21 protein-coding genes are annotated in these 20,838 nt (G+C 66.1%); 6 read left to right on the forward strand and 15 right to left on the reverse strand.

The window, feature by feature from the left end; all coding sequences use genetic code 11:
- Positions 1 to 366: 366 nt before the first annotated feature.
- Together ACFWPK_RS23535 and dtd are read left to right on the forward strand one after the other, a co-directional pair.
- Positions 367 to 1,866 (forward strand): hypothetical protein, encoded by a 1,500-nt coding sequence (locus ACFWPK_RS23535; protein ID WP_378919104.1) that lies wholly within the window; start codon positions 367 to 369, stop codon positions 1,864 to 1,866.
- A 118-nt stretch (positions 1,867 to 1,984) separates the two neighbouring features.
- On the forward strand, positions 1,985 to 2,428 hold the full coding sequence (gene dtd, locus ACFWPK_RS23540; RefSeq protein WP_378919106.1) for a D-aminoacyl-tRNA deacylase: 444 nt from the start codon (positions 1,985 to 1,987) through the stop codon (positions 2,426 to 2,428).
- On the opposite strand, the gene ACFWPK_RS23545 is transcribed toward dtd, so the two are convergent.
- The 14 genes from ACFWPK_RS23545 to ACFWPK_RS23610 form a co-directional block, all read right to left on the reverse strand.
- Positions 2,429 to 3,715 carry an ABC transporter permease gene (locus ACFWPK_RS23545; RefSeq protein ID WP_378919108.1) on the reverse strand — a complete coding sequence of 429 codons (1,287 nt, stop codon included), beginning with the start codon at positions 3,713 to 3,715 and terminating at the stop codon, positions 2,429 to 2,431.
- A complete protein-coding gene (locus ACFWPK_RS23550) occupies positions 3,712 to 4,989 on the reverse strand; it encodes an ABC transporter permease (RefSeq protein WP_378919110.1) in 1,278 nt (425 codons plus the stop codon). The genes ACFWPK_RS23545 and ACFWPK_RS23550 overlap by 4 nt, the downstream gene beginning before the upstream one ends.
- Before the next feature lie 28 nt (positions 4,990 to 5,017).
- On the reverse strand, positions 5,018 to 6,535 hold the full coding sequence (locus ACFWPK_RS23555) for an ABC transporter ATP-binding protein (protein WP_378919112.1): 1,518 nt from the start codon (positions 6,533 to 6,535) through the stop codon (positions 5,018 to 5,020).
- An 11-nt stretch (positions 6,536 to 6,546) separates the two neighbouring features.
- A complete protein-coding gene (locus ACFWPK_RS23560) occupies positions 6,547 to 7,626 on the reverse strand; it encodes a BMP family ABC transporter substrate-binding protein (protein ID WP_378919115.1) in 1,080 nt (359 codons plus the stop codon).
- Between the two features lie 73 nt (positions 7,627 to 7,699).
- The gene (map, locus tag ACFWPK_RS23565) at positions 7,700 to 8,497 is read right to left on the reverse strand and encodes a type I methionyl aminopeptidase (protein WP_378919117.1); all 798 of its coding nucleotides are present in this window, start codon (positions 8,495 to 8,497) and stop codon (positions 7,700 to 7,702) included.
- A 26-nt stretch (positions 8,498 to 8,523) separates the two neighbouring features.
- Positions 8,524 to 9,069 carry an adenylate kinase gene (locus tag ACFWPK_RS23570; protein WP_378919119.1) on the reverse strand — a complete coding sequence of 182 codons (546 nt, stop codon included), beginning with the start codon at positions 9,067 to 9,069 and terminating at the stop codon, positions 8,524 to 8,526.
- Positions 9,066 to 10,388, reverse strand: coding sequence for a preprotein translocase subunit SecY (secY, locus tag ACFWPK_RS23575; RefSeq protein ID WP_378919121.1), 1,323 nt, complete (start codon positions 10,386 to 10,388; stop codon positions 9,066 to 9,068). Before secY ends, ACFWPK_RS23570 begins: the two co-directional genes overlap by 4 nt.
- 165 nt (positions 10,389 to 10,553) lie before the next feature.
- Complete coding sequence (gene rplO, locus ACFWPK_RS23580; RefSeq protein ID WP_056818375.1) at positions 10,554 to 10,997, reverse strand: 50S ribosomal protein L15; 444 nt, start codon at positions 10,995 to 10,997, stop codon at positions 10,554 to 10,556.
- Positions 10,998 to 10,999: 2 nt separating this feature from the next.
- Positions 11,000 to 11,179 (reverse strand): 50S ribosomal protein L30, encoded by a 180-nt coding sequence (gene rpmD / locus ACFWPK_RS23585; protein WP_071931163.1) that lies wholly within the window; start codon positions 11,177 to 11,179, stop codon positions 11,000 to 11,002.
- Position 11,180: 1 nt separating this feature from the next.
- The gene (gene rpsE / locus ACFWPK_RS23590; RefSeq protein ID WP_378919123.1) at positions 11,181 to 11,840 is read right to left on the reverse strand and encodes a 30S ribosomal protein S5; all 660 of its coding nucleotides are present in this window, start codon (positions 11,838 to 11,840) and stop codon (positions 11,181 to 11,183) included.
- A 31-nt stretch (positions 11,841 to 11,871) separates the two neighbouring features.
- Positions 11,872 to 12,279: a 50S ribosomal protein L18 gene (gene rplR, locus ACFWPK_RS23595; RefSeq protein ID WP_266296784.1), complete on the reverse strand. Its 408-nt coding sequence runs from the start codon at positions 12,277 to 12,279 to the stop codon at positions 11,872 to 11,874.
- A 2-nt stretch (positions 12,280 to 12,281) separates the two neighbouring features.
- Positions 12,282 to 12,821 carry a 50S ribosomal protein L6 gene (gene rplF / locus ACFWPK_RS23600; RefSeq protein ID WP_378632260.1) on the reverse strand — a complete coding sequence of 180 codons (540 nt, stop codon included), beginning with the start codon at positions 12,819 to 12,821 and terminating at the stop codon, positions 12,282 to 12,284.
- Positions 12,822 to 12,836: 15 nt separating this feature from the next.
- Entirely contained in the window at positions 12,837 to 13,235 is a 399-nt protein-coding gene (gene rpsH, locus ACFWPK_RS23605) for a 30S ribosomal protein S8 (RefSeq protein WP_056818383.1), read from the reverse strand.
- Between the two features lie 269 nt (positions 13,236 to 13,504).
- Positions 13,505 to 14,161, reverse strand: coding sequence for a YoaK family protein (locus tag ACFWPK_RS23610; RefSeq protein ID WP_378919137.1), 657 nt, complete (start codon positions 14,159 to 14,161; stop codon positions 13,505 to 13,507).
- A 436-nt stretch (positions 14,162 to 14,597) separates the two neighbouring features.
- Here ACFWPK_RS23610 and ACFWPK_RS23615 point away from each other — a divergent pair, with 436 nt between their 5' ends.
- Positions 14,598 to 16,157 carry an alpha/beta hydrolase gene (locus ACFWPK_RS23615; protein ID WP_378919125.1) on the forward strand — a complete coding sequence of 520 codons (1,560 nt, stop codon included), beginning with the start codon at positions 14,598 to 14,600 and terminating at the stop codon, positions 16,155 to 16,157.
- Here the strand turns inward: ACFWPK_RS23615 and ACFWPK_RS23620 are convergent.
- The gene (locus ACFWPK_RS23620; protein WP_378919127.1) at positions 16,150 to 16,371 is read right to left on the reverse strand and encodes a hypothetical protein; all 222 of its coding nucleotides are present in this window, start codon (positions 16,369 to 16,371) and stop codon (positions 16,150 to 16,152) included. The genes ACFWPK_RS23615 and ACFWPK_RS23620 overlap by 8 nt on opposite strands.
- Before the next feature lie 244 nt (positions 16,372 to 16,615).
- Between ACFWPK_RS23620 and ACFWPK_RS23625 the strand changes: the two genes are divergently transcribed.
- Genes ACFWPK_RS23625 through ACFWPK_RS23635 form a run of 3 tightly spaced genes read left to right on the forward strand, consistent with a single transcriptional unit; the run spans position 16,616 to position 20,727 of the window.
- A complete protein-coding gene (locus ACFWPK_RS23625; RefSeq protein ID WP_378919129.1) occupies positions 16,616 to 18,451 on the forward strand; it encodes a sensor histidine kinase in 1,836 nt (611 codons plus the stop codon).
- Between the two features lie 19 nt (positions 18,452 to 18,470).
- The gene (locus ACFWPK_RS23630) at positions 18,471 to 20,039 is read left to right on the forward strand and encodes a protein kinase (protein ID WP_378919131.1); all 1,569 of its coding nucleotides are present in this window, start codon (positions 18,471 to 18,473) and stop codon (positions 20,037 to 20,039) included.
- A gap of 34 nt (positions 20,040 to 20,073) precedes the next feature.
- Positions 20,074 to 20,727 (forward strand): Uma2 family endonuclease, encoded by a 654-nt coding sequence (locus ACFWPK_RS23635; RefSeq protein WP_378919133.1) that lies wholly within the window; start codon positions 20,074 to 20,076, stop codon positions 20,725 to 20,727.
- The last annotated feature ends 111 nt before the right edge of the window (positions 20,728 to 20,838 follow it).

A 20,838-nucleotide genomic window follows, 5' to 3' on the forward strand; every position in this document is an offset into this window, starting at 1 on the left:
CGCCAACGCCAACGCGGCCCATCTCGCTCGGACCGGAACCTTCGAAGCTTAGCCACCGCAATGGAATATGCCCAGCCCCAACCTTTTCCGGCCACCACGAATTTTCACATCTGTCATCTTCGGCCACAGCTGTTCGACGGCACCGCGCACCGACTCCGACGCCCGGTCGAACCAGCCACACGACGCCGCCCGCGTCGGAACGTGGCAACGCCCCCGTTCGCCGGACGAGCGGAGCATCGGCAATCTGACCACGATCCGACGGCCGACACCGATTTGTGACAGACTCGATCGAAGCGCTGGCGGCCGTCCGACGGCCATGAATGAACGAACGATGGGGATCGGGTTGACGTCGCGATGGAACTGCTCATGACCGACCTGAGCGGCCTCGAACGGCGCGTGGCAGCCAATCGCGCCAACACCCGCAGCCAGCACGCCGACGATTTCCTGCGCTTGGCCGGGTCGTTGACCGAGCTGGCGCAGGGCTTGCTGACGACAAGGGATGATCCGTCGGGGCGCGATCGCACGGCGGAGGCGCTGGAGCCCGCGCAGGAAGCGGTGGCGATCCGGCTGCACTGGCTGGTCGGCGGGTATGTCTCCTACGAATACGCGGGTGCGTTGCAGGACGCGTTGCGGTTGTTCGAGCAGGCGACCCGGTTGGTCGGGCATCGCCAGCTCGCGACCAACACCATTCGCAGTGCCTGTTCGGCGTATCGGCAGGTCGCGCAGGACTACCCGGATGTCTCGGCCATGTGCGCCGACGGGTTGTCCAAGTGCGGCGTGTGGTTGATGCGGCTCGATCATGACGCGGCGGTGGCGGCGAGCGAGTCGGCGGTGCGGATTCGGGCGGCGATGTACGCGCGCGCTTCCGAACAGCCGGGTAAGTACCTGGCGAGCCTGAGCACGTTGCTGCGCACCCTGATGGTGGGGCGCTCGCGCAAGCAGGCCATCGCGAGCTATCGCACGTTGTATTCCAAGGTGACCACCACCGCGAGTACGGCGAAACTGCGCGAAACCCGGGTCGAGGAACTGGATCTCACGGTCAAGACCACGCAGGCACTGATGAAACTGGGCGCGCAGACCCTGGAACGCGCGGGGCGGCTGACCCAGCAGCAGATCCTGTACCAGTCGGGTGGCGACCTTGCCACGATCGACGAGATCAACTGGCGGCTGGCGCTCGTCGGCCTCAAACCTCTTGCGGCTGGGGCGATGCCGGAGCCGCCGTCACGGCCGGTGGAGATCTCGGCGACCTACGGCGCGATCGCCGTCCGTTGCTCGGCGCCGGACGCACTCGATCAGGTACGTGCCGCGATCGTCGCCGCGTACGCCCAGGACTGTGCGGAGCCGGTCGACGCCGGACGATTCGCCGGTGTGCACGATAAGCACTGGGGCGTCAAGGAACCCAAGTCCAACCTCGACACGCAGCTCGGTGCCGATGTGGTGCTCGTCGAGAAGTCTTCCGGCAGCTGGATTTCGGTGAAGAGCCTCAATTGGGAAATCGGCGCGCTCGGCAAACATCCGCTCGCCGTCGCGCTCTCGATGAAATGGCCGGTCCTCACCGTCGCCACCATCGAGAAGATCTCCTACGAACTGTGCGTCTACGACAACGGCATCGCCACCCAATACGCTGCCCTCGGCAGACCTTCCGGTCAGGCACCCCTCGACGCCCCGCTGGCCCCGCTGGATTTCGCGACCCTGGCCGACTACGGCGCCGACTACGCCTCCGAAACCCAGGTCAGAGCTGCCTTCGGCAACGCCGAGATGTTCGCCAAGGTCACCGAACTCCCCGGCGCTGGCATCCGCCAGGCCGCGGAGAAGGCCCCGCTCACCGACTACGGCCCGAATATCCTCTTCTTCGGCAAGAACTGACCCGTCACAGCGAAAAGCCGACCCGTGGTATTCGCACCGGTGAAGATCTCACGCTGCTGATGCGGGATGAGACGCCCCGGAATCCGCGGAGCACACTCACCCGGCATGATCGGTGCCTGTGCGAGTACTGCTACAGCGTGTGACCAGCGCCCAGGTGAGCGTCGACGATCAGGTGGTCGGGCGCATCGACCCGGCGGCGGCAGGTGTCCCCCACGGCCTGCTCGCCCTCGTCGGCGCCACCCACACCGACACCGAAGCCATCGCGAAAGCCCTGGCCGACAAGACATACCGGCTGCGCATCCTCGACGGGGAACGCTCCGCCGCCGACCTGGACGCCCCCATCCTGGTGGTCAGCCAGTTCACCCTCTACGCCAACACGGCCAAGGGCCGCCGCCCCTCCTGGAACGCCGCCGCCCCCGGCCCCCTCGCCGAACCCCTCGTCGACACCTTCGCCGAAACCCTCCGCGAACTGGGCGCCACCGTCGCCACCGGAAAATTCGGCGCCCACATGCAGATCGAACTCACCAACGACGGCCCGATCACCGTCCTGCTGGAAGGCTGACTATTCGTCGCCCGGCCGGTACGGGATGCCGTCGGCCGCGGGCGCGACGGCCTTTCCGATGAAGCCGGCGACCACGACGAGGGTGACCACGTAGGGCAGCATGCCGAGGAATTCGGTGGGGATCGGGTTGCCCGGCATGGTGTTGAGGAAGCGTTCCAGTGCGCTGGAGAAGCCGAACAGCAGAGCGGCCAGCAGGGCGCCGACCGGCTTCCAGCGGCCGACGATCATGACCGCCAGCGCGACGAAGCCGAGCGCGGCGGTCATGTTCTTGCTGAACGCCACATTGTTGGCGATGGTGAAGAAGGCGCCGCCGAAACCCGACAGGGCGCCGGCGCAGGTGACGTTCCAGAAGCGCAGGCGGTTCACGTCGATGCCCGCGGCGTCGGCCGCGGCCGGATGCTCGCCGACGGCACGCGTGCGCAGGCCCCAGCGGGTGCGGAACAGCAGGTACGACAGCCCGAACACGCAGGCCAGCGCGACATAGACGAACAGGTTCTGGTCGAACAGCACCGGGCCGAGCACCGGGATGCCGGTCAGGAAACCGAGGCCGATGTCATGGAGGAACTCGCCGATGCGCGGCACCGTGCTCGGCTCGTTGAGCGAATGGTCCATGCGCATGAGCCGCTCGAACAGGAAGCCGGTCAGCCCGAGCGCGAGCAGGTTGAGGATGACACCGGTGACCAGCTGGTTGACCTCGAAGCGGGTCGCCAGCCAGGCCAGCAGCAGCGTCGATGCCATGCCGCTGAGCACCGCGGCCAGAATTCCGAGGTAGGGGTTGTCGGTGATCGAGGCGAACAGCACCGCGGTGAACGCACCCGCCAGGAACTGTCCCTCGATGCCTAGGTTGATCACGCCCGAACGTTCACAGACCACACCGGACAGTGCGCCGAAGATGAACGGCAGCGCCAGGAACAACGTCGAGGCCAGTACGAACTCCACCGGAAAGCCGACACCCGGCGTCACCACCCACGACAGCGCGGCGATCACCAGCGCGGCTACCGCGACGCCCACGATCACCCCGTGCGCTCGCCGCGAGAGCGGCCGGGCGAGCAGCACACCGCCGAGCACCACCGTGAGGACACTGAGAATCAGCACAACGGTGAGAGTGCCGACCGTCCAACTGCTCTCGGTGGTCTGATCCAGCCGGTAGGTGGTCGTTCGTCCGCCGTCGATGAACAACAGCCCGAGGACGCCGAGACCGATACCGAGCACGATGAGCACCGCCCCGCCCACACTGTGCCGGGTGGCTTCGGTCGTGACGACCGGTGACGCGGTGGTGGTACTCACCAGCCCCTCGCTTCCAGAGTGTTGAGGCCACCGCGCGGTGTGCGCAGGTGCAGCAGGGTCTTCACCAGCGCGGGCGCCGCGACGAACAGCACGATCACGGCCTGCAACAGCGTGGACATCTCGACCGGGATGGCGGGCTGCATGTGCAGCGTGCCCGATTTCAGCGCACCGAACAGCAGTGCCGCGGCCACGATGCCGCCCGGATGCGCCCGCCCCAGCAGCGCGACGGTGATCCCGTCGAACCCGAATTCCGCGACCGAGCCCGGGTTGACCGTGTACGGATTCAGCCCCAGCACCAGCGCGGCACCACCCAACCCGGCCAGCCCGCCCGACACCCCCATCGTGGTGATGAACGTGCGCCCGATATCGATGCCCGCCGTCGCCGCCGCATGGGCATTGGCGCCGACCGCGCGGATCCGGTACCCGAAGGTGGATTTGCGCAGCAGCCACCAGATTCCGGCCGCGAGCGCCAGCCCCAGCAACAGCCCCGCGCTCACCCGCAGCCCCGATCCGGCCCACCCGAGCAGCCGCGGCAGTCGGCCGGAGAAGTCCACCTGCTTGGAGACCAGCTCCTGCGAGGTCGTCGAATGGATGAACGTGGTGCCCAACGCCCACAGCAGGAAATAGGTGGCGATGTTGTTCAGCATGATCGACGAGATAACCTCGTGCGCACCGGTTTTCGCCTTGAGCACACCGGGGATGGCACCGAGCAGGCCACCGCCGAGCGCACCCGCGAGCAGGGCCAGCGGCACATGCAGCAGCGGCGGCAGGTCGAGCGCGAACCCGACGATCACGCCGCCGAGCATGCCGAAGATGAACTGCCCGTGCCCACCGATATTGAACAGCCCGGCCCGAAAGGCCAGGCCGACGGCGAGCCCGGTGAAGATCAGCGGGGTCGCGTAGGTGAGCGTCTCCGAGATCGGCCGCAGCACCTGGGCGAGCGTGGCATCACCGTCGAAATACTGTTGCAGCCGCCCGAAGTCGATGATCGCGCCTTCGAACATGTCGCGATATCCCGTGCTCACCGCCTGCCACGAGAAGCTCAGCGCATCGGCGGGCCGGTTGAAGAAGTAGCCCCAGGCTCCCCGCACCGCCGCGTCGGAGACGATGATCAGCAGGGCACCGATCGCGAAGGCGAGCAGCAAAGAATAGATCGTCACCATCACGCTGTTGGCCTCGGTCAGGTACCCGATGAAGGTGCGGCCGACATCGCGCTTTTCCGGTTTACGCTCGCCGGGTGAGTCGATGTCCGGCTCGATGGTCGTACTCGGCATGGATGTCCTCGGGGTCGACGACTACAGCTCAGCTCGCGGTGGCTGGATCTGCGGGACGGTGGCCTGCCATGAGCTGACCGATGATCTCGCGCGGCGTATCCGGGGCGAGGACGCCGACGATCTGCCCGTTGTGGATCACCGCGATGCGGTCGGACAGGGCCAGGATCTCGTCCAGCTCCGCGGAGATGAGCAAGACCGCGGTCCCCGAATCACGTTCGGCGACCAGACGACGGTGGATGAACTCGATGGCACCGACATCCACCCCGCGGGTGGGTTGCGCGGCCACCAGAACCGAGCGCGGCCTGGAGAATTCGCGCGCGATCACCACCTTCTGCTGATTGCCGCCCGAGAGCGCCGACACCAGCTCCCCCGGCCCTCTGGTGCGGATGTCGAAATCGGCGATGGCCTTGTCGGCGAGCGAGCGCACCGCCGCCGCATCGACCACACCACGATGGGACAGCGGTTTGTCGCGGTACTGGTTCAGGACGAGGTTCTCGGCGACGGTGAAATCGGCGGCCAGCCCGTCGCGGCCCCGATCCTCCGGGATGTAGCCGAGCCCGGCGACAATCCGCCGGTACGGAGCCCACCCGGTGATCGGGGTGCCACCCATTTCCACCGAGCCACTGGCGGGCGTGACGGTCCCGAGCACCGCCCTGGCCAGTTCGGTCTGACCGTTGCCCTCGACCCCCGCCAACCCGACGATCTCACCGGCCCGCACAGCCAGGTTCAGTCCGTCGAGCATCGGCGTCCCCCGCTCGCCGAGCACGGTCAGATCCTTGATGTCCAAGGCGATCTCGCCCGGCTGCGCCTGCGGCCGATCCACGGTGAGCACGACCGACCGCCCGACCATCGCCGCCGCCAATTCGGCCTCGCTGTCGTCGGGCGATGCCTCGGTCACCACCTTCCCGCGCCGCAGGACGGTGATCGTGTCCGCGATGGCCTTCACCTCTTTGAGCTTGTGGCTGATGAAGATCACCGACATTCCCGAGGCGGTGAGATTGCGGATGATGTCGAGCAGCTCGGCGACTTCGGGCGGGGTGAGCACCGCGGTCGGTTCGTCCAGGATCAGCAGATCGGTCTTGCCCGACAGCGCCTTCACGATCTCGACGCGCTGCTGCACGCCGACCGGCAGGTCCTCGCAGATCGCGTCCGGGTCGAGCGCCAGACCGTACCGGTGCGATACCTCGAGCACCGCCTGCCGCGCGGCAGCCCGGTCCAGACTCCCGCGCTTGACATGTTCACGCCCCAGCTGCACATTGTCGGCGACACTGAACGGCCCGACGAGCTTGAAATGCTGATGCACCATGCCGATTCCGGCGGCGATGGCATCGCCCGGCGATCGCAGCCGCACCGGCTCGCCGTCGATCAGGATCCGGCCGCTGGTCGGTTCGAGGATGCCGTACAGCATGTTCATCAGCGTCGACTTGCCCGCGCCGTTCTCACCCAGGATCGCGTGCACCTGCCCCGGCTCGACGACCAGGTCGACGCTGTCGTCGGCGAGAAACGCACCGAATGCCTTGGTCAATCCCTGTACTTCGAGTCGCATGCGCGTGTCCTCTACAGCTTCGGGGCGGCCGGGGAATCGATCACGATCTTGCCGTCGACGATGTCGCGCCGCAGGTCGGTGAGCTCCTGCTTCAGCTGCGCCGGCACCTTCGCGTCGAAATCGTGGAACGGCGCGAGCCCGACCCCGGCATTGCTCAGGGTGCCCACGTATCGGCCGTCCATGACGCCCTCGCCGTAGGCATTGTCGATCGCCACGCGGACCGCGGCGGCGATGTCCTTCATCGAGGAGGACAACATGATGTCCTTGTACTCCGGAACCGCTTCGTAGCCATCGGAATCCACCCAGATCATGGACACCCCGGTGGAGTCCTGCACGGCGGAGGCCCCGCCCATCCCGACCGGCCCGGCGACCGGGTGGATCACGTCGGCGCCCTGGGCGATGAAGTTCTCGGTGAGTGAGCGGCCCGCGCTCGTATCGTCGAAATTGCCGGTGAACGAACCGTTCTGGTCTTCGACATCCCAGCCGAGCACGGCGATCGCGGTACCGTGCTCGGCGTTGTACCCGGCCACCCCGGCGGCGAACCCGTCCATGAAGATGGTTACCGCGGGAATCTCCATGCCACCCCAGGTGGCGACCCGACCGGTCTTGGACATCCCCGCCGCGAGATAACCTGCCAGATAAGAGGATTGGGCCGCGTTGAACTCCATCGAGTAGACATTGTCCAACTCGACGTGCGCGTCGACGATCGCGAAACGCTGATCGGGATACTCGCCTGCCACCTGTGCCACCGCCTCGGCCATCAGGCCGCCGACGCCGATCACCAGATCGCAGTCGTCGTCGGCCGAGGCTCGCAGGTTGGGTTCGTAGTCGGCGGAACTGTTGGACTGGCGGTAGGAGCCGTAGACACCGGGGTTGGCGTCGATCGCGGCTTTCACACCGTTCCAGCCGGATTCGTTGAACGACTTGTCGTCGACGCCGCCCGCGTCGGTCACCATGCAGGTCTCGAAACCCGCGTTCGCCGTGCCGTAGGTGTTGCCCGATCCCGTATAGCGCGCGTTCGGCGGCGGCTCGGCACAACCGGCAAGCAATGCCGTAGCCGCGCAAGCGACCAGCGCGATGCGAGATCTCATCACTCAGAGATACAGGATCACACCGACAGCCGATCGGATTAGAAAGATTACTTCACCGAAAAGCCGTCGACGACTACTCCGGGCGCAGGGTGAGAATGCGTGGCCCGTCCTCGGTCACAGCGACGCTGTGCTCCCAGTGCGCGGCCCGCGACCCGTCGGTGGTGACGACGGTCCAGTCGTCATCGAGAGTCTTGGTATCGGTGGTGCCGAGCGTCAGCATCGGCTCGATCGCCAGCACCGACCCGACCACCAGGCGCGGGCCCTTACCGGGCGCGCCTTCGTTGGGCAGGAACGGATCCATGTGCATCTCGCGGCCGATGGCGTGGCCACCGTAACCGTCGACGATGCCGTACTTGCGACCGTGCGCCTGCTCGGCCGCGCGGGTGCCCAGCTCGATGGCGTGCGAGACGTCGGTGAGCCGGTTGCCCGGCAGCATCGCCGCGATGCCGGTCTCCATCGAGAGCCTGGTCGCCTCGCTCAGCAGGTGATCGGCCTCGATGATGTTGCCGATGCCGAACGTCCACGCCGAGTCGCCGTGCCAGCCGTCGAGGATGGCGCCGCAGTCGATGGACACGAGATCGCCCTCGGTGAGAATGTCACTCGCCGAGGGGATCCCGTGGACCACACGATCGTTGACCGAAGAACAGATCGAGCCGGGGAAGCCGTGATAACCCTTGAACGACGGAACAGCGCCCGCGTCACGGATCGTCGCCTCGGCGACCTCGTCGAGCTCCAGCGTCGAAACGCCGGGCTTGGCCGCCGCGCGAACGGCGACCAGCGTCGCACCGACGATCGCGCCGGCTGCCTGCATGGCATCCAGCTCGCCCGCCGAACGAAACGGCACGACCTTCTTCTTACGGGTGAAGACCATCCGGCCTCAGTACTCCGATCCGCTGATTACTGTCCGAGCGCCTTGAGCGCCCGTGCGTTGACCTCATCGACCTCGCCGATACCGTCGACGGTCACGACCAGACCGTCGTAGTACTCGAGCAGCGGCTCGGTCTCCTCACGGTAGACCCGCAGCCGGTTGCGGATGACGTCCTCGGTGTCGTCGGCGCGCCCACGGGAGAGCATGCGCTCGACCACGGTGTCCTCGGCGACCACGAAGCACAGCACGGCGTCGAGCTTGGTGCCGTTGTGCTCGAGGATCTTCTTCAGCGCGTCGGCCTGGTCGACCGTGCGCGGGTAACCGTCGAGCACGAAACCGTTCGCGGCGTCGGGCTCGCCGACGCGGGCCTCGACCATGCGATTGGTGACGTCGCTGGGGACGAGGTCGCCCGCGTCCATGTACTTCTGTGCCTCGCGACCGAGGGCGGTCTGCTGGCTGATGTTCGCGCGGAAGAGGTCTCCGGTGGAGATGTGCGGAACGCCCAGCTTCTCTGACAGCAGGACGGCCTGAGTACCTTTGCCGGCACCCGGCGGACCGAGCAGAACAACTCTCACTTGAGGAACCCTTCGTAATTTCGATTCATCAGCTGGCTCTCGATCTGCTTGACCGTGTCGAGACCCACGCTGACCATGATGAGCACCGCGGTACCGCCGAACGGAAGGTTCGCCACCGCACCCGAATTGCCCATGTCGAGGAACAGGTTCGGGAGCACGGCGACCAGACCGAGGTAAATCGAGCCAGGCAGGGTGATGCGGCTCAGGACGAAGTTCAGATAGTCGGCGGTCGGCTTACCGGGCCGGTAGCCCGGGATGAAGCCGCCGAACTTCTTCATCTCGTCCGCGCGTTCCTCCGGATTGAAGGTGATCGCGACGTAGAAGTAGGTGAAGAACACGATCAGCGCGAAGTAGATCGCGATGTAGACCGGGTTGGACGGGTTCACCAGGTATTTCTGGATGGCTTCCTGCCACCAGCTCGGCTCCGTTGCCGTACTCGACCCGGTCAGCTGCGCGATCAGGTTCGGCAGGTAGAGCAGCGAGGACGCGAAGATCACCGGGATGACACCGGCCTGGTTGACCTTCAACGGCAGGTACGTCGATGAACCGCCGTACATCTTGCGACCGACGACGCGCTTGGCGTACTGCACCGGAATCCGGCGCTGACCCTGCTCGACGAAGATCACGGCCACGATGATCGCCAGCACCGCGGCACACACCAGGCCGAACACCAGGCCGCCACGGGTGTCGAGGATGTTCTTGCCGTCGATCGGGATACGCGCGGCGATACCGGCGAAGATGAGCAGCGACATGCCGTTACCGACACCGCGCTCGGTGATCTGCTCGCCGAACCACATCACCAGCGAGGCACCGGCGGTCATCACCAGCACGATGATGATCATGCCGAAAATGCTGGTATCAGCGAGAATCGGCTCGTTGCAGCCCTGCAACAGCTGACCGCGCGAGGCGAGCGCGACGAGACCGGTGGCCTGCAGGACCGCCAAGGCGACCGACAGGTACCTGGTGTACTGCGTCATCTTGGTCTGGCCGGATTGGCCTTCCTTGCGCAGTTCCTCGAACCGCGGGATGACGACGGTCAGCAGCTGGATGATGATGCTCGCGGTGATGTACGGCATGATGCCGATCGCGAACACCGACAGCTGCAGCAGCGCGCCACCGGAGAAGAGGTTGATGAGCTGGTAGATACCGGCGGATTCACCGCCGGAGACCAGCTTCACGCACTCCTGGACGTTTTGGTAGTCGACACCGGGGGACGGCAGCGCGGCACCCAACCGGTACAGCGCGATCAACCCCAGCGTGAAGAGAATCTTCCGCCGTAAGTCCGGAGTCCGGAAGGCCGATACGAAGGCGGAAAGCACAAATCCTCCTGGCGAACGACATGGTCATGCCATGCGACTGAACCACTGGACAGCATGTGGAATCGTCAGCCGATGACGAGCTTTGGCAGACAACACTTGGAACTCTAACAGTGACACCGGACGAGCTCGCGACTCGTCCGGTGTCAGCTGCTGACTACAGTACCGTCAGGCCAGTTCGGTGACAGTGCCACCGGCTGCGGTGATCTTCTCCTTGGCGGAGCCGGTCACCTTGTCGGCGGTCACCTGGATGGCGACACCGATCTCGCCGTCGCCGAGCACCTTGACCAGCTCGTTCTTGCGAACGGCGCCTGCCTCGACGAGCTCGGCCTTACCGATGGTGCCGCCCTGCGGGAACAGCTCGGCGATGCGGCCAACGTTGACAACCTGGTACTCGACCCGGAAGCGGTTGGTGAAGCCGCGAAGCTTCGGCAGACGCATGTGCAGCGGCATCTGGCCACCCTCGAACGCCGCGGGGACGTTCTTGCGTGCCTTGGTGCCCTTGGTACCGCGACCGGCGGTCTTACCCTTGGAACCTTCACCGCGACCCACACGGGTCTTCTCGGTCTTGGAACCAGGGGCGGGACGCAGGTGGTGCAATTTGATGGTCATGTCTAGACCTCCTCAACTGTTACGAGGTGGCGCACGACGTTGATCAGACCGCGGTTCTGAGCGTTGTCCTCACGAACCACCGACTGGCGGATCTTCCGCAGGCCGAGGGTCCGCAGGCTATCGCGCTGGTTCGCCTTGGCACCGATCGTGCTCTTGATCTGGGTCACCTTGAGATCAGCCATGTCAGGCTCCCTGTCCTGCACGCGCACGCAGCATGCCCGCCGGAGCGACATCCTCGATCGGCAGACCGCGACGTGCGGCAACCTCTTCGGGACGCTGGAGCATCTTGAGCGCGGCAACCGTCGCGTGAACGACGTTGATCGCATTGTCGCTACCGAGCGACTTGGCCAGAATGTCGTGAATGCCTGCGCATTCGAGCACGGCGCGAGCCGCGCCGCCCGCGATCACACCGGTACCGGGCGAAGCCGGACGCAGCATGACCACACCGGCCGCCGCCTCACCCTGAACCGGGTGGGTGATGGTCGAGCCGATCATCGGGACGCGGAAGAAGCTCTTGCGAGCCTCCTCGACACCCTTCTGAATGGCCGCGGGAACTTCCTTGGCCTTGCCGTAGCCGACGCCGACCAGACCGTTGCCGTCACCGACGATCACGAGGGCGGTGAAGCTGAAGCGACGACCACCCTTCACGACCTTGGAGACACGGTTGATCGCGACGACGCGCTCGAGCTGGTTCTTCTCGGCCGCGTTGTCACGACGGTCGCCGCCACCGCGACGATCGCCACCGCCACGACGGTTGCCCTCGGGGCCTCCGGCGTTGCTGTTGCTGTTGCTGTTAGGTCCGGCGGGTCCGCTGCCGCCGTCACGCCGCTGACGTCCCGGCATCAGACGTTCCTTCCGTTAGAAATTGCAGTCATCAGAACTTCAGCCCACCTTCACGAGCGGCATCGGCCAGCGCCGCGATACGGCCGTGGTAGTCGTGACCACCACGGTCGAACACGACCGCCTCGATACCGGCTGCCTTGGCACGCTCGGCGATCAGCTGACCGACCTTCGCGCCCTTGGCGGACTTGTCACCTTCGAGCGCACGCACGTCGGCCTCGATCGAGGAAGCGGCGGCAATGGTCTTGCCCACCGAGTCGTCGATCAGCTGAGCGTGCAGGTGGCGCGCGGAGCGGTTGACCACCAGGCGCGGACGCTCGGTGGTGCCTTCGACCTTCTTACGAAGACGGAAGTGACGGCGGGTCTTCGACAGGCGACGCTTCGTGGAAGCGTCCTTGCCCAGCGGAATCCGCTTCGCCTTCTGGTTAGCAGTTTGCGCCATGATCACTTACCCGTCTTTCCGACCTTGCGGCGAACGACCTCGCCGGCGTAGCGGATGCCCTTGCCCTTGTACGGGTCGGGCTTACGCAGTCCGTGGATGACAGCGGAGATCTGACCGACCTTCTGCTTGTCGATCCCGGACACCGAGAACTTGGTGGGCGATTCCACCGCGAAGGTGATGCCTGCCGGGGCCTCGATCGGCACCGGGTGGCTGTAACCGAGGGCGAACTCGAGGTTCGAACCCTTGGCCTGAACGCGGTAACCGACGCCGAAGATTTCCATCTTCTTCTCGTAGCCCTTGGTGACACCCTCGATCATGTTGGCGATCAGGGTGCGGGAAAGGCCGTGCAGCGAACGGTTCGCGCGCTCGTCGTTGGGACGAGCAACCTCGAGCTCATTACCTTCACCCTTGGTGACGATGATGGGCTCGGCCACGGTGTGCGAGAGGGTGCCCTTGGGCCCCTTGACCGTGACAACCTGGCCGTCGATGTTGACGTCGACGCCGGCCGGAATCTCGATGGGCTTCTTACCAATACGCGACATTAGTCCTGACCTCCCTTACCAGACGTAGGCGAGGACTTCGCCCCCGACGCCCTGCTTGGCCGCCTGACGGTCGGTGAGCAGACCGGTCGACGTGGAAATGATCGCCACGCCGAGGCCGCCGAGGACCTTGGGCAGGTTGGTGGACTTCGCGTACACACGCAGACCCGGCTTCGAGACGCGACGCAGGCCCTGCAGGCTGCGCTCACGGCTGGGGCCGTACTTCAGATCGACGACGATGGCCTTGCCAACGGTCGCGTCTTCGGTGCGGTAATCGGCGATGTAGCCCTCACGCTTGAGGATCTCGGCGATGTTCACCTTGATCTTCGAGTGGGGCGCCTTCACCTGATCGTGGTACGCCGAGTTGGCGTTGCGCAGACGCGTCAAGAAGTCTGCGATCGGATCAGTCATGGTCATGGTTAGACCTCGACACCTTTCTCGCTGCGGTTCCCATGCAACATCTCCCGCACGCTCGCGCGCAGGTGACCGTGGGCCTACAACAATTCGGCTGGTCCGGTCGGCACTTACCGACCGGATGAGTTCTCTTGCGAGCTCTCGGCGCCTGGCACGGTCCCACTCGCGCCGGAGCGCGCAGCGGACACAGATCTGCCCAGGCAACCGCTCTAGTGTAGGCAATGCCGTGGTCAGGACCAAACTCGGGGCCAGGGGAACCGGGGCGACATCGGTCACGTGGCGGTGTGATCCGCCTTCGCACCCGTCTTGTAGGTGATCAGGATCGCCGAGGCCGAGACACCGGTGGCGACGATCAACATCATCTCACCACCCACCACAATGCTCATCAAGCCACCGAGCAGGGCGCCGACAGCGAAGGCCGCGTACTGCAGGCCGTAGCCGAGCCAATCGCGCGAGCTACCCCCGCTGACGTGGCTTTCGATGCCCTGGCTCAGCTTCACGACCGTTCCGGTGGCATAGCTGAGCGGCACGCTGGTCTCGCCGTTCTTGACGAACGCGGTGTTGAGCGCGCCCACCGCGAAGGCGACGAACGCGATCGGGATGAACCCCAGCTCCTGTCCGCCGGTGCGGTCGAGGGGGTAGTCGACGATCGCGGCCACGGCGAGCGCCACGGTGGTCACCACGGATGCGCCGTAGTGGCCGCTGCGCCACAGCCGCCGCCGGAGCATCGAGGCCACGAACACACCGAGCCCGAACGAGAAAAGTAGCGTGATGGCCCCGGTGGCCAGTAGCTGATCATTGTCGAACCAGCCGAGAACGGCACGCTCGGTATTACCGGTCATAAATGTCACGAAATATCCGGCGGAATGCGTATATGCGGCGGCACCGATAAATCCGGCCAATATCGAAAGAAATGCGACCATCGGCATCGCGCCCGCGGGAATCCCGCGTAGCGGCGCCCGGTGGGCCACGTCACTGGGCTTGTTCTTCGTGGTCAGGGTCACAATTTCACATCCTCTGCATTCACTCCGGCAAGGGATCGACACTGACGCCCATCTGCACGCTGCATTGTCGCGCAACGATCTCGACAGTAGCCACTGAATAAATTTCCGACCAGCGTGGAGATCACATTCTCGGGAAAGACACAGGATTATGAGGTGCCGGTAATGCCGCGGTAACCGAGAATTCGAAATCAATTCCGCGCAAAGATCGGGGGTGACCTGCGGCGATGCCGTCGCAGGATGGCGGCCGATCCGCACCGTCGATCGAATTGTGTTCGATACCAACCACTTTGCGTTCGTGAGCGCTGCTCACGAGTGTGGTAGCTTCGCGAGGTTCGTCGGATCTGCGCAGGAGGCTCGGCCGTTGTCTTCCCACCGTGCACGTCGCCGGGGCTCGGCCTATCTGCTCGCCGTACTGCTCGGGATCGGCGCGCTCATCACGCCCGCGCGCGCTTCGGCCGATCCTTACGTCGACCAGCTCGCCGACGCGGCGGCCACCCCGACGCTGGGGTGGGAGGGTTGTGCGGACGGATTCGAGTGCGCGTTGGCTCAGGTGCCGCTGGACTACAACAGCCCGCAGGCCGCCCAGATCGACCTGGCGGTCATCAAGCTGCCCGCGTCCGATCCCGCACGGCGTATCGGAACATTGTTCGTCAATTTCGGTGGGCCAGGCCCGTCCGGCGTTGACCGCCTCCGCGAGCGTGCCCGCTGGCCCTGGCTGTTCTCCGACGAACTGCGTGCCCGGTTCGACCTGGTCTCCTGGGATCCACGTTCGGTCTCGCGCAGCGCGGGCGCGCAGTGCTTCCCCAGCGCAGGCGAACAGGCCGCATACCTCGGTTCCTTCCCCGGCACCCCCACCGATCCGCGCGACGAGCCCGCGTTCTTCGCCGCCTCCGCCGATATCGCTGCCCGCTGTGCCGCGAACGCGGGCCCGATCCTGCACCACGCGTCCACCGCGAACACCGCTCGCGACCTGGACCTGTTGCGCCGCGCGGTCGGCGATCAGACCCTGACCTACCACGGCATCTCCTACGGCACCCAGGTCGGCGCGGTCTACGCCAACATGTTCCCCGGCCGGGTCCACGCGATGGCGTTCGACGGTTCCCTCGACTTCGAGGGCAACGTCAACGGCCACGGCACCGACGGCACGAACCTGCCCCTCGACACCCGCCAGGGCGTAGCCGCGGGCATCGCCGAAACCTTCGATACCTTCCTGCGCGACTGCTCCGCCGCCGGTCCGCGCTGCGCGTTCGCCGTGGGCGACCCGAAACTCAAGTGGATCGCGCTGGCCGAACGAGCACGCCTCGCGCCGATCACGGTCGACGGCACCCCGTGGACCTTCTCCCAGGTAGTGAGCGCCGCGGGCAGCCTCTCACGCCCCGACACCTACCCCGACCTGGCGATTCTTCTCCAGAGCCTCTTCGACGCGGCAACGGTGCTCCCCACCCGGGTCCCCGACGCTCTCTTCGCCGAGAACCACCCCGCCAACCGCGTCGAGGCTTTCTACACGATCCAATGCTCCGACAGCACCGTCCCCACGGATCCCGCCGTCTACAGCAGAGTGGCCGCAGCCGAAGACGCCCACTCCCGCTACTTCGGCCGAACCGCGGTCTTCAACGCCACCCCCTGCGCCTTCTGGAAGGCCGAGGACCGGGACCGCTACACCGGCCCGTGGAACCGCGAAACCGCCGCCCCGATCCTCGTCCTCAACAGCCGATACGACCCGGCCACGCCACTGAACGGCGCCAAAGCCGGTGCGGCCCAACTGAACCGGGCCCAGGTAGTCGTCATCGAAGGCGCGGGCCACAGCTCCATGTACGTCCAGAGCACCTGCGCCGAACACCTCAAACGCGACTACCTGTTCACCGGAGGGCTTCCGCCCGCAGGCGTCAGCTGCGGAATCGATCGCTCCCCGTTCAGCTGAGCAGGCAGAGCAGATCGTAGAGCGGCGGCTTCTCCACACTGCCGGTGGCGAACAACAACTGCGCGATCGGCGAACAGATCAGCTCCGTCTCCGACGACCCCGACCCGCCCCCCGAACCGGAATCGGCAACCGGCGCGATGGGGGCGGCGGATGCGACGGCGGGCGCTCCGAGGAGCGCGACGGAGACAACAGCGACTGTGGCGAACTTCTTCATGCGCCAAGAGAACACATCGACAGCCGCATCGGCAGTGAAACGCGAACATTTCATCCAACCTCGTGACAACACACAAGCGGCACACCCCGATGCTCCGATCTGCCCGCCGAAGTAGCGGACAGATCGGCCGAGTCGGTGCGTACGCCGACAACTGGGCACTCGGCGCCGGCACGGAATCCGCAGGTGGTTGTGCGCCGGTTTCCAGCAGAGGATCCTGAGTAGGTCGGTAGTTGGAGGTTGTTCGATGACACCTCGTACGATCGCGCTCATCGGTGGGGTGACGGCATGTGCCGCCGCGCTGAGCGTCGCCGTGGTGCTGTCGGTGGACTGGTCGGAGGCCGCCCTCTACGACCCGGCCCGGATCCTTTTGCTCGGCCCGCGCGAGGCCTTCAAGGCGGCATCGCTTTCGCCGGTGTTCGGACGGGTCGAGCTCGTGCTGTTCCTCCTCGCCGGGGCATCCTTCGCCGCATCGGGTCTGTTCACCTGGACGAATCGCCCGCATGATCTGGCCGGACCGCTCTTCGTGCTGGCGGGCCTGGTGTGGCTCGCGGGCGGCATCCGCCGGTCGAGCGATCCCCTGCTGTTCACCACCGGTGCGGTGATGACGAATATCTATCTGCCGGTGATGATTCCGGTGCTCCTCGGTTTCCCATCCGGTCGGCTGAACCACGTGTGGGAACGATGGTGTGTCGGGGCGTGCTGGGCCTTGGCGGTGGTCGGTGTGTCAGCCGAGTGGATGTTCTTCGATCCACGCGAAGTTGCGACACCGCATCCCTCGACATCGGTCAATCTGTTGTTGATCCAGCACGATGCGGTCATCGCCGAACGGATCCAGCTGACGGTGGGAGCGCTGGTCTTCGTCCTCGCCATCGTGCTTCTCGGGGTGATCATCAATCGCTGGCGATCCGGCACGGCGGCCTACCGATCGGGCTTCTCGCCGGTGATGTTCTTCGCGCCGATCGCCGCGCTGATCATCCTGGTGATCCTGGTCTCGACCGCGATCCGATTGCCCGGTTCGCTGCACAGCTGGATATTGGACCTGCGTTACATCCCGATTGTTCTCTTACCCATGGCCATCGCGTACGGACAGTTGCGCTATCGGATGGCGCGCGCCGCGGTCGGTGACGCGATGGTCGTGATCGGGGCGGCCCCGATCAGCTCGGGCTTCGTGGAGGCACTGCGGCGGGCGCTGCACGACCCCACTCTGGAGCTGTGGAGCTTCGACGCCGAACGCGGCGGCTACATCGACGACCAGGGCATGATCCGGGTACTGCCGCACGGCACCGGTCACCGGGTGGCGACGATCCTCGAACTGGACGGTGCCGCGGCGGCCGCGCTCGTCTACGACAAGCAACTGCAAACCGAACCCGAACTGCTGGCCGTTGTGCGCGGCGCGACCGAACTCGCCCTCGGCCACGAACGTCTGCGCAACGATCTGCAAGCCCAGCTCGCCGAAGTACGCAGCTCGCGCGAACGCATCGTAGCGGCGGGCGATGCCGAGCGCCGCCGAGTCGAACGCGATCTGCACGACGGCGCGCAGCAACGCCTGGTCGCGGCGGCGCTACTGCTGCGCAGAGCACAGCGGTCCGCCGACACCGCGAACCGAGACCATCTGGTGACGCAGGGCGCCGCCGAACTGGATACCGCGCTCACCGAGCTCCGAGAACTGGCCAGGGGCGTCTTCCCACCGATTCTCGCCGAGCGTGGTCTGACGGCCGCCCTGACCGCACTCGCCGAACGCGCCCCGATCGCCGCCCGAATCCACGGCGACCTGGTACCGAGGCCGTCCCCTGGGGTAGAGCTGGCGGCGTATTTCATCGCCGCCGAAGCCCTCACCAACGCGGCCAAGCATTCCGGCGGTACGCATGTCGATATCGAGATGGGCGTTGTCGACGAGGCCGTCCAGCTCACCATCGCCGACGACGGACGCGGCGGAGCCGACATCGGGCCCGGTGGGGGGCTCAGCGGGTTGTGTGATCGTGCCGCCGCGCTCGGCGGTCAGCTGCGGGTGGCCAGCGCACCCGGCACCGGCACGGTCCTCACCGCGGTGCTGCCGCTTCGCGCGAAGGACACGGCATGAGCACGCGTGGCGGTGCCCCATGAGCGGGTCTGACCTCGAACCCGGCACGGTGTTCGCGGGCTACACGATCGAGCGAATGCTCGGCGCGGGCGGCATGGGTTCGGTCTACGCGGCCCGGCACCCCACGCTGCCACGCACCGTGGCACTCAAGGTGCTCCATCCCTTCCTCACCGGCGACGAGTACGTCCGTACCCGGTTCGAATTCGAAGCCGATCACGGCGCCCGGCTCGACCACCCGGCCATCGTCGCGGTCTACGACCGTGGCCGCGAGGGTGATCGCCTGTGGATCGCGATGCAGCTGGTGCCGGGGACCGACGCGGCCCACCTGGTGCGCGAGGGGCCGGTGGCGCCCGAGCGCGCCGTGCACATCATCGAGCAGGTCGCGGCCGGTCTCGACTACGCGCACCGGGCCGGTGTGTACCACCGCGACGTCAACCCGGCGAACATCCTGCTGGCCACGCCCACCCAGCCCGGCGAGGCCGAACGAGTACTGCTGACCGATTTCGGCATCGCGAAGGCGCTCGATGACAACGTGCACCTCACCGCTGCCGGAATGATGGTCGCCACGCTGCGTTACGCGGCCCCCGAACAGCTCGAAGGACGAACTCTCGACCATCGAGCCGACCAGTATTCACTGGGCTGCACCCTGTTCCACCTGCTCACCGGAGCTCCGCCCTATCCGGGGCCGAGCCCGGCGGCCATCATGAACGGCCATCTCAACGCGCCGGTGCCGCTACCGAGCGCCCAACTGCCTTCGCTGCCGAGGGCCTTCGACGCGGTGATCGCGCGGGCGATGGCCAAGAGTCCGGCCGACCGCTATCCGAACTGCGCGGAATTCGCCGCCGACGCGCGCGCGGTGCTCACCGCCGCGGTCGACGCCACGGCGGAACTTCCGACGATCCCCGAACACGTCCCCCAGCGCGATCAATCCCCCCTGCGCGTTGTGCTCGCCGACGATTCGGCGCTGCTCCGACAGGGAATCGCCCGGCTGCTCGAGGACGAGGGCATGGAGGTGGCGGGGCAGGCCGGTGATGCCGCGGCACTGCTGAGCCTGGTCCGCGCGCATCGCCCAGACGTCGCGGTCGTCGACATTCGGATGCCACCGACCTGCACCACCGAGGGCATCGATGCCGCAGTGGCCATCCGTCGCGACTTTCCAGATACGGCAGTGCTGCTGCTGTCGCAGTACATCGAGACCGAGAGCGTTCTCGACCTGCTCTCCGGCGGCGCGCGCAGCCTCGGCTACCTGCTCAAAGACCGAGTTTCCGATATCGACGAGTTCGTGACGGCCCTGCAGCGGATCGCCGCGGGCGGCTCGGCGATCGATCCCGACCTGGTCGGCCGCTTGGTCTCACGGCCGCATCACGGCGCCCTCCCGCTCGACGAGCTCTCCCCCCGCGAGCGAGAAGTGCTGCGGCTCATGGCCGAAGGGCGCTCCAACCGCGCGATCGGCGCCGCCCTGTTCCTCGGCGAACGCACCATCGAAACCCACGTCCGCAGCATCTTCGTCAAACTCGGCCTCCAGCCAGAACCCGACGACCACCGCCGCGTCCTAGCAGTACTGACCCACCTACGCGTCTACAACTGAACGCACGAAGGCCGCGTCGGACTACCATTGCGCCATGACGAACGCGCCCCAACAGCGCCCCGACCTGCCCGAATACATGACGTGGGAAGAGCTCGAGCAACTCCCCGAGGAAATCGCCTCGTGCATCGAGCTGTGGGACGGGCGCGTGGTCTGGACGCGGCGCGGGCCAGGAGAACACCAGGAAGCCAGCAACCTGCTGTGGAATGCTCTTCGCCGAGACGCCAAGCGCGCGTCGGACAACGACCCCGAGCAGTGCTGGCGGGTTCGCACCGAGACGAACGTCTTCTTCGGCCGGCATGGCAAATCCGATTTCGTGACTCCGGATTTCATGATCCATCGATGCCTGGACAAGGCGTACGCCCACGTTCGCGCGGACGACGCGCTTCTGGTCGGCGAAGTCCTCTCCCCGTCGAACACCGCGGCCGAAATGGAAGCCAAACGGGCCAGGTACGCGGCTTCGGGCATTCCGTGGTACTGGGAAGTCACCCTGCATCCGCGGCGCAGCGAGATCGCGTACGTGCAGGCATACGGCCTGGCATCCGGAACCGGAGCCTTGCCGGCGGGCGTATCACCGCTCCACAAGGCCAACTACCTCCTGGCCGGCACCTGGTCGCCCGCCGACTCCACCGAAATCACCATCGACTTCCCGTTCCCGATCACCATCGGGTGGTCCGATCTGTCGCTGTGACCACTGTCGACGATCCACTAGTGTCCTGCACCTGAAATCCGTTGAAGATATTTAGCGAGTGATTCCAGGATCTCCTCCGCGGTTTTGCGCCAGACGAAGGGTTTCGGGTCG

The organism is Nocardia sp. NPDC058519, from assembly GCF_042719755.1.
Classification (GTDB): domain Bacteria; phylum Actinomycetota; class Actinomycetes; order Mycobacteriales; family Mycobacteriaceae; genus Nocardia.

Excerpts from the sequence above, each read along its gene's own strand:
- ACFWPK_RS23535 (WP_378919104.1), top strand. The coding sequence starts at position 367 with ATGACCGACCTGAGCGGCCTCGAACGGCGCGTGGCAGCCAATCGCGCC.
- ACFWPK_RS23550 (WP_378919110.1), bottom strand. The coding sequence starts at position 4,989 with ATGCCGAGTACGACCATCGAGCCGGACATCGACTCACCCGGCGAGCGT.
- ACFWPK_RS23555 (WP_378919112.1), bottom strand. The coding sequence starts at position 6,535 with ATGCGACTCGAAGTACAGGGATTGACCAAGGCATTCGGTGCGTTTCTC.
- ACFWPK_RS23560 (WP_378919115.1), bottom strand. The coding sequence starts at position 7,626 with ATGAGATCTCGCATCGCGCTGGTCGCTTGCGCGGCTACGGCATTGCTT.
- map (WP_378919117.1), bottom strand. The coding sequence starts at position 8,497 with ATGGTCTTCACCCGTAAGAAGAAGGTCGTGCCGTTTCGTTCGGCGGGC.
- rplO (WP_056818375.1), bottom strand. The coding sequence starts at position 10,997 with ATGACCATCAAATTGCACCACCTGCGTCCCGCCCCTGGTTCCAAGACC.
- rpmD (WP_071931163.1), bottom strand. The coding sequence starts at position 11,179 with ATGGCTGATCTCAAGGTGACCCAGATCAAGAGCACGATCGGTGCCAAG.
- rpsE (WP_378919123.1), bottom strand. The coding sequence starts at position 11,840 with ATGCCGGGACGTCAGCGGCGTGACGGCGGCAGCGGACCCGCCGGACCT.
- rplR (WP_266296784.1), bottom strand. The coding sequence starts at position 12,279 with ATGGCGCAAACTGCTAACCAGAAGGCGAAGCGGATTCCGCTGGGCAAG.
- rplF (WP_378632260.1), bottom strand. The coding sequence starts at position 12,821 with ATGTCGCGTATTGGTAAGAAGCCCATCGAGATTCCGGCCGGCGTCGAC.
- rpsH (WP_056818383.1), bottom strand. The coding sequence starts at position 13,235 with ATGACCATGACTGATCCGATCGCAGACTTCTTGACGCGTCTGCGCAAC.
- ACFWPK_RS23610 (WP_378919137.1), bottom strand. The coding sequence starts at position 14,161 with ATGCCGATGGTCGCATTTCTTTCGATATTGGCCGGATTTATCGGTGCC.
- ACFWPK_RS23620 (WP_378919127.1), bottom strand. The coding sequence starts at position 16,371 with ATGAAGAAGTTCGCCACAGTCGCTGTTGTCTCCGTCGCGCTCCTCGGA.
- ACFWPK_RS23625 (WP_378919129.1), top strand. The coding sequence starts at position 16,616 with ATGACACCTCGTACGATCGCGCTCATCGGTGGGGTGACGGCATGTGCC.
- ACFWPK_RS23630 (WP_378919131.1), top strand. The coding sequence starts at position 18,471 with ATGAGCGGGTCTGACCTCGAACCCGGCACGGTGTTCGCGGGCTACACG.
- ACFWPK_RS23635 (WP_378919133.1), top strand. The coding sequence starts at position 20,074 with ATGACGAACGCGCCCCAACAGCGCCCCGACCTGCCCGAATACATGACG.